The sequence below is a fragment of the Roseixanthobacter pseudopolyaromaticivorans genome (genome assembly GCF_043195145.2).
Classification (GTDB): Bacteria; Pseudomonadota; Alphaproteobacteria; order Rhizobiales; family Xanthobacteraceae; genus NCEH01.
In genome coordinates this window covers 4,349,856-4,363,216 of the sequence record NZ_CM195539.1, presented here as the reverse complement: position 1 = coordinate 4,363,216, position 13,361 = coordinate 4,349,856, and the positions used below count along the sequence as shown (strand labels likewise).

The following is a 13,361-nucleotide window of genomic DNA, read 5'->3' as shown; positions in this document are numbered from 1 at the left end:
TGAAACAAGGGTTTGGCGTGGACGAACATCGGTTTGAAGCGCGTTCTCCGCACTTTTACGGACGATGACACCGGCTTTTCGGGCGAATGTTCGGCACGCATGACTTCGCAGCCGCTGTAAAGCTCCGAACATTCCCCAACGGCATTCACCTCCCACGCAGGCCCGTCCCGGCGCGAAGGCGCCGGGCGATTGGCCGGCCATTCGCGGGCCTCTCCCGCGCCCGCCTCAATGGAAATTTCGCCCCTTCGGCAAGGCCGCCTGCGCGGTGCCTTCGGGCAGGGCCGCGTGGGTGGAGCGGCGGCGGTGCGGCGCCTCGTTGGGGTCGCGCGGATCGCGGCCGGGCCCGCGCTTGGCCTCGTCCGGCGGCATGGCGGGATCGATGGGCGGCCCGGCCCGGTCCAATTCGTCGATGAGGTGGCTCCAATCCTCGATCTTCTCCGCCACCAGATGGATGACGCTGCTCTCGTTCTGAAGCCGGCCGGTGACGCCCACGAGGCGCGCGCCCATCACCTGCGGGCGGAAGGTCTCGAACACGCGGGGCCAGACGATGACATTGGCGAAGGCCTGCTCGTCCTCAATGGTCATGAAGATGACGCCGCTCGCGGTGCCCGGCCGCTGGCGCACCAGCACCAGTCCGGCGAGGGTGAGGCGCCGCCCGCTGGAAAGATCCGGCAGGCGGCCGTTCGGCGTCACGCCCCGCTGGTTGAGCCGGCTGCGCAGGAAGGCCAGGGGATGGGATTTCAGCGACAGCTTGAGATGCCGGTAATCGGCGATCACCTGCGCGCCCGGCGGGAGGATGGGAAGGTCAACCTCAGCCTCGCGCGGGGCGGCGGCGGCGCGGAACAGGGGCAGATCGTCCTTGTCGCCGGCCCGGCGCAGGCCGCGGACGGCCCAAAGCGCGGCGCGCCGGTCCAGCCCCAGGGAGCGAAAGGCGTCGGCATCGGCGAGGCGCTCCAGCACGGCCGGGGCAAGGCCGGTGCGCAGCCACAGGTCGCGCACGCAATCATAGCCCGGCCCACGCAGGGCGGCGATGCGCCGGCCCGCCTCCTCGTGCAGGCCCTCGATCTGCCGCAGGCCGAGCCGCAGGGCGTAAGTGGTCTTCACGTCGCCGGCCATGTCGCCATGGCGCGGGTGGAGGCGCCCGGCGGCGGCGCCGTCCTCCGCTTCCAGCGTATGGTCCCAGTGCGATGCATTGATGTCGGCGGGGCGGATCTCGACGCCATGCTCGGCGGCGTCGCGCACCAATTGGGCGGGGGCGTAGAAGCCCATGGGCCAGGCGTTCAGCAGGCCGGCGGCGAACACATCGGGATAATGGCACTTGATCCAGGCCGAGACATAGACCAGCAGCGCGAAGCTCTCGGCATGGGAACGGGGAAAGCCGTAGGAGCCGAAGCCCTGGATCTGCTGCCACAGGCTTTCCGCGAAGGCGCGCTTATAGCCCTTGGCCAGCATGCCGCGGATCAGCTTGCCCTTGAACGTGTCGATGGTGCCGACATGCTTGAATGTGGCCATGGCGCGCCGCAGCTTGTCGGCCTCCTCCGCCGTGAAGCCGGCGCCGACGATGGCGATCTGCATGGCCTGTTCCTGGAACAGCGGCACGCCGAGCGTGCCTTCCAGCACCTCTTTCAGCTCGGGCGAAGGATAGACCACCGGATCCAGCCCCTGCTTGCGGCGCAGATAGGGATGCACCATGCCGCCCTGGATCGGGCCGGGGCGCACGATCGCCACCTCCACCACCAGATCCTCGAATTTCGTCGGCTTGAGGCGCGGCAGCATGGTCTGCTGGGCCCGGCTCTCCACCTGGAACACGCCGATGGAATCGGCGCGCTGGAGCATGGCGTAGACGCGCTTATCGTCCGGCGGGATGTCGCAGATGCGCTTGAAATCGTGTCCGTACCGGGTGTTGAGCAAAGCGAAGCACTTCTGGATCGCGGTGAGCATGCCGAGCGCCAGCACATCCACCTTCAGCAGGCCCACCGCCTCCAGGTCGTCCTTGTTCCATTCGATGATGGGCCGCTCATCCATGGCCGAGCGGGTGAGCGGCACGGTCTCGTCTAGCCGGTCGTGGGTCACCACCATGCCGCCCACATGCTGGGAGAGGTGGCGCGGAAAGCCGATCAGGGCGCGGGAGAGTTCCAGCGTCAGCGCCAGCCGCCGGTCGGTGGGATCGAGGCCGAGGCGCACCGCCTCCTCCGCCTTCACCCCGCCGGAGGACCAGCCCCAGATGGAGCCGGCCAGCGCGCCCACCGTATCCTCCGAGAGGCCGAGCACCTTGCCCACCTCGCGCACCGCCGAGCGGGTGCGATAGGTGATGGTGGTGGCGGCGAGCCCGGCATGGGCCGCGCCATAGCGCCGGTAGACGAATTGCAGCACCTCGCCGCGCCGCTCGTGCTCGAAATCAATGTCGATGTCGGGCGGCTCGTTGCGGTTGCGCGAGATGAAGCGCTCGAACAGCAGCGAGGCCTTCATCGGGTCCACCTCGGTGAGGCCGAGGCAGAAGCAGACCGCCGAATTCGCCGCCGAGCCGCGGCCTTGACACAGGATGCCCGCGCCCCGGGCGAAGCGGACGATCTCGTCCACCGTGAGGAAATAGGGCGCATAGCCGAGCTCGGCGATGAGGCCGAGTTCGTGGCGCAAGGTGGTATTCACCTTGTCCGGTATGCCTGCGGGATAGCGCGTGCGGGCGCCCTCCCAGGCCAGCGCTTCCAGCGCCGCCTGCGGCGAGGCGAAGCCGTTTCGCGCCTCGCGCGGATAGGTGGGCTTCAACTGGTCCAGGGAGAAATTAAGCCGCGAGAAAAAGGCGAAGCTCTCCGCCACCGCTTCCGGCAGGGCACGGAACAGGCGCGCCATCTCGGCGGGCGGCTTGAGGTGGCGCTCGGCATTGGGGGCGAGGCGCGTTCCGGCGGCGTCCAGCGTCACGTGCGTGCGGATGCAGGTGAGAATGTCGTGCAGCGGGCGCTGCTCCGGCGCGTGATAGAGCGCGTCGCCCACCGCCAGCACCGGCAGGCGCGCGCGCCGCGCGAGGTCGGCGAGGCGGGCGAGGCGGCGGGCATCGTCCCCGCCATGGGCGAGGGCTGCGGCGAGCCATATCCGGTCCGGCGCAGCCTCTTTAAGCTGGCTAAGGAATGCCGTGAAAGCGTCGGGCGGCCGGCGCGGCGGCAGCACGGCGAGGCACAGGCCCTCCTGGAAATCCAGCAAATCGGTGCGGGTCAGGCGGCAATCGCCTTTCTCCGCCCGCATGTTGCCGGTGGTGAGCAGGCGACAGAGCCGGCCATAGGCGGGCCGGTCGGTCGGATAGGCGAGGATGTCCGGCGTGCCGTCGCAGAACACCAGCCGGGCGCCGATGGCGAGGGGGAAATCCAACGCCTTCGCCATGGAATGGGCCCGCACCACGCCGGCCAATGTGTTGCGGTCGGCGATGCCGATGCCGCGATGGCCGAGCGCGTGCGCCTGCCGTACCTGATCTTCCGGATGCGAAGCGCCGTGCAGGAAGGAGAAATTGCTGGTGGCGGCCAGCTCCACATAAGGCAGCGGGGCGGGCGGCTCGGCGCGCGGGCCGGACCTGCGGGCGAAGGCGGGGGTGAGGAGATCGCCGCTCATGCGAACAGCCCGTGCACATACCAGGCGGGCCGGCTGGTTTCCGCCCCATAGAGCCCGGCGCGGAACAGCCAGAGGCGCAGCCCGTCATTCGTTTCCACGCGAAAATAATCCCGCGTCGGGTTGTGGAGCGCGCCCTCGAGCAGAAGGTCCGGATGGGCTGCGGGCGGCAGTCCCGAAAGGCGCAGGGCGGGTTCGCGCCACCAGGGGGCGGAGATGCGCTCGGGTCCTTCCACCCGCGCCACATGATGGATGCGGCGCCGCCAGCGGAAGCGCACAGGGGCGCCGTCCGGCACCTCGGCCACGGCCTCCACCGCTTCGGGCACGGCGAACAGGCGCTGCGGGCGCCCGGCGCCGCCGGCGTCTGGACGCGCGGCGGGCGGTGGAGATGCGGACGATGGGGGAGACCGGCGACCACGCGTCGGCGGGCGAGGGGGCGAAACCGGCGCCTGCGCCGACGGGGGAGATATCGCGGTGTCGGGCGCGCGAGGCAGGGCGATCAGGACGGGGGCCGGCCGGGCCGGATCGACAGGGGGCGACGCGGAGCGGAGACGCGCGGGGAAGGGGATGGTCTGTGCCGCCTTCCCTTCCTGCCCGTTTTCTTCCGCGCGCGTTCCTTGCTCTCTTGGCCGTGCGCCTGGTGCCGGCGCATCCTGCGGTGGCTGGCGAGGGGGAACTGTGTCGAGGGCGGCAAAAGGCGTGCTTGGCCCAGCTGCAAAGGCTTCGCTCCCGGTCAGAACCCGCGCCGGGTCGGCGAGCGCGCCGGCATCGAACGGCAGGCGCTTGCGCGCCAGGGCGATGGCCTGTCCAGCCTCCTCGGGCAGATGTGCGTCGGCGACGGCGAGATGCTGCACCCGGCCGGCGCCGAAGCGGGCAGCGAGGCGGTCCACGAGGCCGTCCAGGGCGGCTTCCTCCGCCTGCCGGGCATCGAAGCCGTGCTGGTGGGGCGCCATGTCCTCGGCCAAAGTGACGCCGAGGCGCAGCAGATCGAAGCCGAAGCCGGCATCCAGGCTCGCCACCTGCGCCACCTTCTCCGCAAACAGGCGGCGGATGGCGAGGGGATCGCGCAGCGGCCGGCTGGCGCCCACCTTCAGCCGCGTCACCTGCCCGTCCACCCGGAACAGGACCAGCTCCAGATGCCGGGCGCCCTGGCCCGCGCGCTCCAAAGCGGGGGCCAGCTTGGTCGCCAGGTGATGGGCAAGGCCGAGCACGTCCTCGGTGCGCTCGATGGGGTCGGACAAGCTGCGCTCGGCGCAGAAGCGCGGCGGGGGAAAGCGATGGTCCACGGGCTCCCGCGCAAGGCCGCTCGCCTGGTCGAGCCGCCGCAGCAGGTCGGCGCCGAAGCGCGCGGTGAGCGGCGCGCGCGGCTTGCCCGCGAGATCGCCCACGCGCGTGAAGCCGAGCCGGGAAAGGGCGGCGAGACCGCCCGCCTCCAGCCGCAAAGCGGCGAGCGGCAAGGGGGCGAGCAAGGCGGCAAGGTCGGCGCCCTCTTCCGCCACCAGGGCCGGGCGGGAGCCGAAATGCGCGAACGCCCAGGCGGCGCCGATGGTGGAGGCGATCGCGGCGCGGGTGGAATAGCCCCGCCCGCCGACGCGGGCGCGCAGATCCGCCACCAGGGCGCGCTCGCCGCCGAACAGATGGGTGCAGCCGGAAATGTCCAGGATCAGGGTGTCCGGGGCATCGAGGGCGAGCAGCGGCGTATAGCGCTCGCAGGCATCGGCCACATGGCCGAGCAGGCGCGCGTCCGCCTCGGCCGCATGGTCCGCCACCTGAAGATCGGGATGGCGCGCGCGGGCATCCGCCAGGGAGAGGCCCGGCACGAGGCCGCGAGTGCGCGCGGCGGCGTTGAGCGCGGCGAGCCGCAGCGCGCTCTTCTCCCCGATGAGGGTGGCGCGCGGGGCCGCGCGCATCTCGGGCGGCAAGCTGCGCTCGATGCGGTCGGTGGAAAGGCGGTTCAGCCACAGGCACAGATAGCGCCGGCCGGGCGCGGCAGGTGCAGTCATGATCCGGCCTCGCGCGCATGGCTGGGATGGTGGGGAACGGCGCGGGTGGGCGCGGCCGAAAGGAAGGCCGGGCCGTCCAGGGACAGGGTCCAGCGTCCCAGCGGGCCGAGGCGGTTGCGCATCAAGGCAGCCTCAAGGGTCGGCAGGCCGAGCCCGCCATAGGAATCGCGCGGCGCGCTCACGGCGGGCGCGATCACCCAGCGGGATAAAGCGGCACAGGCGGCGGGGTCCGGCCTTTGGCGCAGCAGCAGGCCGAACACCGGGTGGGCGCGTGCCGCGAGCGAAAGCCGCCGGGTCGCCGTGAGGGCTTCGGGAAAGGGCGCGCCCACTTCGCCGAGCACGGCGGACAGCCCGCCGCATTTGAGGCCCTCCTCCATCACGAACAGCACGTCCTGCGGCTTGCGCACCCGCACCAGGACCAGCGCGCCGCCGCACAGGCCGAGTTCGGCAAGGCCGGGCGCATAGAGGCTTCCGGCTTCCCGTTCCGCCAGTTCGTGCTGCACCATCAGCACCGGACGCGAGAGCTGGAAGGCGGCGCGGGCCGCGAGCGCCAGGGCGAAGGCGGTGAGGGCGGCTTCCGCGCCGGGGCCGTGGGCCGCAGCCTCGTGCAGCGCGCCGAGCGTGAGCCCGCCGCCCAGCGCCGCGTCCAGCGGCGGGAGGCCGAGGGGCAGGAGGCCGAGGGGCAGGAGCGGCCGCGGCGGGGACAGGTCGGGGCCGGGATCGTCGAAGGGCGCCTGGTCCTCGTCTTGGTCTTGGTCCTCGTCTTGGTTCCGCGCGCCGGCTCCGTTCTGGTCAGGAACCCGCGTCTGGTCTCCTTTCCGGCCGGCCTTACTCAGGTCGCCATAGTCCCCGCCCTTATGGTCCCGGCTGTCATTGCCGCCCCAATTCTCCTGTCCCCAATCGTCTTCGTCCCAATCCGCTGCCTCGCCCGCCGACCAGGGCACGGGCACGCGCGCCGGCAAGGGGGCGTTCGCCCCCCGCTCGATGGCGGAAATGCAGCGCCGCAGGCGCGCAAGCTCGCCCGCAGCGCGAGTCGCGCTCGGATTGGACATGGGCCGTCCGTTTCGCTGGCAGCATCCCCGCGAGCGGCGCAAGCGCGGCCGCCCGTGTTGAATGCCGGGGGTTCGCGGGAACGTGCGTGCCGGCCAGCTTTCGCCAGTGAGAGGCTCGCGTGTTCCCTATTTGTTCTTATAGATTCCGGAACGGCGCGGGAGAGTCAAGCGCGCCGTTCGGGAGGGATCAGCGCTCGGTCAGCTTCAGCTCGATGCGCCGGTTGCGGGCCTGGGCGTCGTCCGTGGTGCCGGGATCGATGGGCTGGTATTCGCCGAAGCCGGCCGCGATGAGATGAGAGGGCTGCACGCCTTTGGCGATCAGATACTGCACCACCGCGATCGCGCGGGCCGCCGACAATTCCCAGTTGGAGGGAAACTGCGGGGTCGAGATGGGGCGGTTGTCGGTATGCCCGTCCACCCGCAGCGCCCAGGAAATATCCGGCGGGATCTGCTTTTCCAGATCGAGGATGGCGCCGGCGAGCTGGTCGAGCGCGGGCAGGGCCTCCGGGCGCGGAGTGGCCGAGCCGCGATCGAAGAACACCTCGGATTGGAACACGAAGCGGTCGCCGACGATGCGGATGTCCGGCCGGTTGCCGAGAATCTCGCGCAGGCGGCCGAAGAATTCGGAGCGGAAGCGGCTCAGCTCCTGCACCCTTTGGGCCAGCGCCACGTTGAGCCGCTGGCCGAGGTCGGCGATGCGGGTCTGGCTCTCCTTGTCGCGCTGCTCGGAGGCGTTGAGCGCCTCTTCCAGCGCCGCCATCTGGCGCCGCAAAGCGGAAATCTGCTGGTTCAGCAATTCGATCTGGGCAAGCGCGCGGGAGGCGGCATCCTTCTGGATGTCCACTTCGCGCGACAGCGCCTGTTCGCGCGAGGCGTCGGGCGCCGCCGGGGCCGCGCTCAGCTGCCCCTTGAGGCGGTCGCGCTCGGCGGTGGTGGCGTCGAGATTGGCGCGCAGCGCGCTCAATTCGCCTTCCGCCGTCAGCCCGGTCGCCCGCTCCAGAGACAACAGCTCGGTGAGCTGGCGGATCTGCGCCTGCAATTTCTGCATGGCGTCGTCCTTGCCCGAAATGTCTTGGGTCAGGAAAAACTGGGTGATCATGAACACGGAGAGCAGGAAGATGAACACCAGCAGCAAGGTGGACAAGGCGTCCACGAAGCCGGGCCAGTAATCGATCGTGCGCTCGCGGCTGCGCCGGCCGAGGGCCATGCTCAGGCCCCCCGGCCGCCGCGGCCCGGCCCCGGCGCGTCCTCGTCATAGGTGTCCAGGGTCTGGTCCAGCCGGTCGACGATGCGGCGCAATTCCTCCTGCTGGCCGGTCTGCACTTCGATCATCTGCTTCATCAGCGCCTGTTCGGAGCGCATGTGGGTCACGAGCCCCTGGAGGCTCTCGGCCAGTTGGGCGACCGCCGAGGTGACGCGCTGGGAGCCGGCCTCGTTCAGCGTGCGCTCCAGCTTCGCCATGGCATCCACCAGAGGCGCCACATCCAGCTGCGGCGGGGGCGGCAGGGCGAGGGGAAGGGCGGCCGGAACACCCGCCGCGCCCGCATGGGGCAAGGCGGAGAGCGTCGGCATGCGCTCGCGCGGCATCGGTCCGACCGGATCGCCGAGATCCTCCACCGTGGTGGAGAGCCAGTCCTCAAGATCGGTATAGAAGCGGTTCTGTGCCTGGCCGGCCTGGAGATCGAGAAAGCCGAGGATCAGCGAGCCCGCGAGGCCGAACAAAGAGGACGAGAAGGAAATGCCCATGCCGGCGAGCGGGGCGGAGAGGCCGCGCTTGATCTCATCGAACATGGAGCCGCTGTCGGGTCGCACCTCCAGCGAGGAGATGACCCCGCCGATGGAGGAGACGGTCTCCAGCAGGCCCCAGAAGGTGCCGAGCAGGCCGAGGAACACCAGCAGGCCGGTGAGATAGCGCGCCGTGTCGCGCGCCTCGTCGAGCCGCGTGCCGATGGAATCCAGGATCGACCGCATGGTGGATTGGGAGATCGCCATGCGGCCCATCCGGTCGCCCAGCAACGCCGCCATGGGGGCGAGCAGGGTGGGCGCGCGGGCAACCGCGAGGCCGGGATCGGCGAGGCGGAAGGAATTCACCCATTCCACCTCCGCGAACAGCCGCGATACCTGGCGGATGGCGAGGATGATGCCGCAGGCCAGCACGCCGAAGATCACGGCATTGAGGCCCGGATTGTTCAGGAAGGCGGCCTGGATCTGCTGGTAGAGCACCGCGGCGAGGGCGGCGCAGAGCAGGAGGAAGATGATCATCCGCACCAGGAAGATGCGGGGAGAAGACACCTTTACGTACGGATCAACGACACGCGCCATTTTCGCTCCCGCAGGCCGTTCCCCTGACAACGGACTATGGCACACATCGGTTCAAATGGAACCGCGCCCGGCGCATGGCCGGGCAAATTGGAGCGGTGCGAAGATAGGGCGCAACCGAAGCCGGGGCGGCGGCGTCCCCCCGCCGCGCACCGCGCCGCAGGCCGGCAATCGCAGGCCAGCGCTCGGGAATATGGGGCCTCAGGCCGCCTTCAGAAGCGCCAGAAGGTCGCGCCGCATGTCCTCGTTGCCGGCGATCACGTCGCCCTTCTCGAGGATCTGATCGCCGCCGTCGAGATCGGACACATAGCCGCCCGCCTCGCGCACCAGGAGAATGCCAGCCGCCATGTCCCACGCGGAGAGATTGCGCTCCCAGAAGGCATCGAACCGTCCCGCCGCCACCCAGGCGAGGTCGAGCGCGGCCGAGCCGGTGCGGCGCAGGCCGGCGACCTGGGTCTGCACCTTGGCGAGTTCGCGGTTGAAGCGCGCGTGATCGCCCCGGCCCATGTGGGGCAGGCCGCAGCACACCACCGATTCGGCGAGCTTGCGGCGTCCCGCGACGCGCAGGCGGCGGTCGTTGAGATAGGCGCCCTGGCCTTTTTCGGCGACGAACAATTCGTCGGTCACGGGATTGAAGATGACGCCGGCGAAGGGCGCGCCGTTGCGCACCAGCGCCACCGAAATGGCGAACAGGGGAATGCCGTGCAGGAAGTTGGTGGTGCCGTCGAGCGGGTCGATGACCCACTCATTGGCCGGATCGGTGCCTTCCACCCGGCCACGCTCCTCCATGAGGAAGCTGAAGCCGGGACGGGAGCGGGAGAGTTCCGTGAACAGGATCTCCTCGGCCTTGCGGTCCGCCGCCGAGACGAAATCCGCCGGGCCCTTCACCGATACCTGGAGATTCTCGACCTCGCCGAAATCGCGGGTGAGGCCGCGCGCGGCCTTGCGGACGGCCTGGACCATGACGGTGATGAGCGGAGAGCGGATCATTTTTCGAAAAACCATTGCTGCCATGCGGCATGGGCGCCGGCGCCGTCCGTCGGGGACGATGGGCCGGCCATGCCGCTGTGAGGGCGCAGACCCGGCGGCGCGAAGGCGCTCCGCTCCAGGCCGGTTCTGCAATAAGGAGGCCGCGCGTGCGACCGTCAATTGAATTGAGGGCGATCCTCTGCCCGTCCCGCAAGGCCGCGTCAAGGCTGGACCGCGTTGGGTGTCAGGGCGATCCATTTGTGGGCGACGTCTTCCGCCTTCTTGCGATCCTCGGGCGAGAGGCTCTCGACCACCCCGTCCAGATAGGGATCGCCGAGCCCCTGCGCCTTGGCAAGCATGTGCCAGGCGGCGGCGGCCACCTTGTTCTGCGGTGCGCCGCGTCCCACCGAAAGCACGCGGGCATAGCGGTTCTGGGCGATCGCATTGCCGGCGAGGGCGGCCTTGCGGAACAAGGCCGCGCCCGCCGCCTCATCCTTCGGCACGCCATTGCCGTTGAAGGTGGCGATGGCGAGTTCCACCTGCGCGGTCACGTGATCCTGCTGGGCGGCGGCGGTCAGATATTTGATCGCCGCCGCCTTGTCGACAGGCACGCCGTTGCCGGCATTCAGCAGCACCGACAGGGCATATTGGGCATCCGCGACCCCGCCGTCGGCGCCCTGCTTGAAATAGGTCGCCGCCTTGGTGAAATCCTGCGTGACGCCGCGCCCCTGGAGATAGATCAGGCCGAGATTGTAGGCCGCGGCCGGATTGCCGGCCTTGGCCGATTGTTCGAACCATTTCTGCGCGGCGGTTTCATCCACCGCCTTGCCCTGTCCGGTCAGATTCATCATGCCGAGCGCGAACATGGCGTTTCCCGACCCGGCCTTGGCGGCGCGCTCGTACCATTGCGTCGCCTTCGCGGGATCGTAGGGCACGCCATAGCCGCGGGCATATAATTCCCCGAGCAGGGTCATGGCGGCGGGGTCGTTGCCCGCCTCGACCCGCTTCATGGCTTCTTTATAGGCGGTGAGATAATTGCCCGCCTGATAGGCGCCGAAGGCCACGTCCACGGGGCCGCTCGGGGCGGGGGCGGGTGCGGCTGCGGCCGGTGGCGCCGCCGGGGCGGGCGCGGATTTGCCGCCATTGGCCCCGTTGCCGCTCTTGGCGCCGGCCGCACCCGCGGCAGGGGGCTTCTGCCCGGTCTGCGGCTGCGCGCACAGCGGCGCGGCGAGGCCGACCAGCAAAAGGGCAGCCGCGCCGGCGCGCAGCGCCAGGCTCCGGCCCCGGAACAGGCCTGCGCTTTGCCGGCGCGTTTCGGCCCGGAAGATATCGCGCACCACGGGCAACCGCATCAAGGCGCGGTCTCCACCGCTGCGATGCGGGCGGCGATCTCGCCGATGCGCGCTTCCGCATCGGCGCCGGTGATCCAGTCGCCCGACAAAGCGATGAAATCGGCGCCCGCGCGGGCCAGTTGCTCCGCCTCCTCGGCGGAGGTGGCGACGCCCACGCAGGGCACCTCGAACACTTCCGCCCACCAGGCGATCATGTCGAGCACATCCTCGAACGGCGGGGCATCCGCCTCCCAGCCGCCGAACAGCACGTAATCGGCGCCGGCCTCTCCCGCCTCCATGGCGTCGTGCCGCGAGGTGAGGCCGCCCGCGCCCGCGATGCGCGCCGGCTTGAGGGTGCCGATGGCTTTCTTCAGCGCCGCGACGCTGGAGAGATGGGCGCCGTCGGTGTCGATGTCGATCGCCACATCGGCGCGTCCATCGACGATCAGGGCGGCATCCGCTTCCTGCACCGGGGCCATCAGGCCGCGCAGCCGGTCCTTCTCGCCCTTGCCCTCGCCCATGCGGGCGATGACGGCGGCCATGTCTCCGGCGCGTACCCGCGCGGCGACGGCGCTGCGGCCCAGGGCCGGCGCGGCGGGAAGGATCAGCATGAGCCGGGCGCCTTGCGCCTGCTGTGTGTTCGACATGGGTCCGATCGGTCTGCCAAGAAGCGGGCGAAAACACGGCCGACGCACTGCGACCGTGCAGGATGGCTAGAGCACGCGCCGTCAGCTGGCATCGCAAGCTGACCGGATAACGCGTTCTCTCATAAATGCTTAGAGACTGATTCACCGATCAGGCTGTTTCAACCTGATCGGATCAGGCTCTAGTCCGAGTGGCCGGGAAAAAGCAAGCGCCGCCCGCCGCTGAGGGGGTCGCGAAGGCGTTTCCGGGAGTTTCCCACCCGCCTTGTCCCTCTCATCTCCTCCGCGCGCCACGAAAAAAGCCCGCCCCCAATGCGGGGACGGGCTTTTTCAACGGACGTAGGCAGAGGCTCAGGCGGCCTTCTGTTCCTGCGCGCTGGTCCACTGGCCGAGGGCGGCGAGCGAATTCATGCGGGCGCGGTGGGTGAAGGCGGCCTGCGCGGCGCCGACATTTTCCACCTTGCCGGACCAAGCCTTCTGCGGCGCGGCCTGAAGGGCGCGGCCGTAGGAATAGGTGAGCTTCCAGGGCAGGCCGCCCAGCTTCACCATGGCGTCGAGATGGGCGGTGGCGTCCTCGTCCGACTGGCCGCCGGAGAGGAAGGCGATGCCCGGCACGGCCGACGGCACGCAGCTCTTGAGCACGCGCACGGTCTTTTCCGCCACGTCCTCGACCGAGGCCTGGGTGCGGGCCTTCTTGCCCGGCACGATCATGTTGGGCTTCAGCACCATGCCTTCCAGGCGCACGCGCTGGTAATACAGCTCCTCGAACACGGTCTTGAGGACCCATTCGGTGACTTCGTAGCAGCGGTCGATGCCGTGGTCGCCGTCCATCAGCACTTCCGGCTCGACGATCGGGACGATCTTGTTTTCCTGGCACAGGGCCGCATAGCGGGCCAGCGCATGGGCATTGGCGCGCACGGCGGTGTAGGTGGGGATGCCGGCGCCGATGTCGATCACCGCGCGCCACTTCGCGAAGCGGGCGCCGAGGTCGTAATATTCCTTCAGCCGGCCGCCGAGGCCGTCGAGGCCCTCGGTGATGGTCTCGCCGGGGCAGAAGGCGAGGGGCTTGGCGCCCGCGTCCACCTTGATGCCGGGGATCGCGCCGGCATCCTGGATCAGCTGCACCAGGGGCGTGCCGTCCTTGGCCTTCTGGCGGATGGTCTCGTCGAACAGGATGACGCCGGAAATGTAGTCCTGCATCGCTTCCTTGGTGCGGAACATCAGCTCGCGATAATCGCGGCGATTGTCCTCGGTGTTCTCGACGCCGATGGCGTCGAACCGCTTCTTGATGGTGCTGGTGCTCTCGTCTGCGGCCAGGATGCCCTTGCCGTCGGCCACCATTTTCTGCGCGATCGCGTCAAGCTCAGCCGTCATCATTTCGTCCACCCATCTGAAAAGCCGCTTTTCGCGGCCGATTTGACCCTGGAAACGATTTTAGCAAACACG

At 69.7% G+C, this 13,361-nt stretch carries 9 protein-coding genes; all 9 read right to left on the bottom strand.

From position 1 onward, the window contains the following. Positions 1–225: 225 nt before the first annotated feature. The 9 genes from V5F68_RS20390 to V5F68_RS20350 all read right to left on the bottom strand — a co-directional run bounded on the left by V5F68_RS20390 (position 226) and on the right by V5F68_RS20350 (position 13,292). Positions 226–3,600, bottom strand: coding sequence for an error-prone DNA polymerase (locus V5F68_RS20390; RefSeq protein WP_394015910.1), 3,375 nt, complete (start codon positions 3,598–3,600; stop codon positions 226–228). Then, positions 3,597–5,600, bottom strand: a complete 2,004-nt coding sequence (locus tag V5F68_RS20385; protein ID WP_394015911.1) for a Y-family DNA polymerase — start codon at positions 5,598–5,600, stop codon at positions 3,597–3,599. Before V5F68_RS20385 ends, V5F68_RS20390 begins: the two co-directional genes overlap by 4 nt. Next, positions 5,597–6,652 (bottom strand): ImuA family protein, encoded by a 1,056-nt coding sequence (locus tag V5F68_RS20380; RefSeq protein ID WP_394015912.1) that lies wholly within the window; start codon positions 6,650–6,652, stop codon positions 5,597–5,599. Before V5F68_RS20380 ends, V5F68_RS20385 begins: the two co-directional genes overlap by 4 nt. A 187-nt stretch (positions 6,653–6,839) precedes the next feature. After that, positions 6,840–7,859 carry a peptidoglycan -binding protein gene (locus V5F68_RS20375; protein ID WP_394015913.1) on the bottom strand — a complete coding sequence of 340 codons (1,020 nt, stop codon included), beginning with the start codon at positions 7,857–7,859 and terminating at the stop codon, positions 6,840–6,842. Positions 7,860–7,861: 2 nt separating this feature from the next. Further along, positions 7,862–8,974 carry a flagellar motor protein MotA gene (locus tag V5F68_RS20370; RefSeq protein ID WP_394015914.1) on the bottom strand — a complete coding sequence of 371 codons (1,113 nt, stop codon included), beginning with the start codon at positions 8,972–8,974 and terminating at the stop codon, positions 7,862–7,864. A 198-nt stretch (positions 8,975–9,172) separates the two neighbouring features. After that, positions 9,173–9,961 (bottom strand): inositol monophosphatase family protein, encoded by a 789-nt coding sequence (locus tag V5F68_RS20365; RefSeq protein WP_348845875.1) that lies wholly within the window; start codon positions 9,959–9,961, stop codon positions 9,173–9,175. A 200-nt stretch (positions 9,962–10,161) separates the two neighbouring features. Next, complete coding sequence (locus V5F68_RS20360; RefSeq protein ID WP_394015951.1) at positions 10,162–11,292, bottom strand: tetratricopeptide repeat protein; 1,131 nt, start codon at positions 11,290–11,292, stop codon at positions 10,162–10,164. Continuing rightward, on the bottom strand, positions 11,292–11,918 hold the full coding sequence (locus V5F68_RS20355; protein WP_394015915.1) for a thiamine phosphate synthase: 627 nt from the start codon (positions 11,916–11,918) through the stop codon (positions 11,292–11,294). The genes V5F68_RS20360 and V5F68_RS20355 overlap by 1 nt, the downstream gene beginning before the upstream one ends. A 348-nt stretch (positions 11,919–12,266) precedes the next feature. After that, positions 12,267–13,292 carry a class I fructose-bisphosphate aldolase gene (locus tag V5F68_RS20350; RefSeq protein WP_394015916.1) on the bottom strand — a complete coding sequence of 342 codons (1,026 nt, stop codon included), beginning with the start codon at positions 13,290–13,292 and terminating at the stop codon, positions 12,267–12,269. Between the last annotated feature and the right edge of the window lie 69 nt (positions 13,293–13,361).

Excerpts from the sequence above, each read along its gene's own strand:
- V5F68_RS20390 (WP_394015910.1), bottom strand. The coding sequence starts at position 3,600 with ATGAGCGGCGATCTCCTCACCCCCGCCTTCGCCCGCAGGTCCGGCCCG.
- V5F68_RS20385 (WP_394015911.1), bottom strand. The coding sequence starts at position 5,600 with ATGACTGCACCTGCCGCGCCCGGCCGGCGCTATCTGTGCCTGTGGCTG.
- V5F68_RS20380 (WP_394015912.1), bottom strand. The coding sequence starts at position 6,652 with ATGTCCAATCCGAGCGCGACTCGCGCTGCGGGCGAGCTTGCGCGCCTG.
- V5F68_RS20375 (WP_394015913.1), bottom strand. The coding sequence starts at position 7,859 with ATGGCCCTCGGCCGGCGCAGCCGCGAGCGCACGATCGATTACTGGCCC.
- V5F68_RS20370 (WP_394015914.1), bottom strand. The coding sequence starts at position 8,974 with ATGGCGCGTGTCGTTGATCCGTACGTAAAGGTGTCTTCTCCCCGCATC.
- V5F68_RS20365 (WP_348845875.1), bottom strand. The coding sequence starts at position 9,961 with ATGATCCGCTCTCCGCTCATCACCGTCATGGTCCAGGCCGTCCGCAAG.
- V5F68_RS20360 (WP_394015951.1), bottom strand. The coding sequence starts at position 11,292 with ATGCGGTTGCCCGTGGTGCGCGATATCTTCCGGGCCGAAACGCGCCGG.
- V5F68_RS20355 (WP_394015915.1), bottom strand. The coding sequence starts at position 11,918 with ATGTCGAACACACAGCAGGCGCAAGGCGCCCGGCTCATGCTGATCCTT.
- V5F68_RS20350 (WP_394015916.1), bottom strand. The coding sequence starts at position 13,292 with ATGATGACGGCTGAGCTTGACGCGATCGCGCAGAAAATGGTGGCCGAC.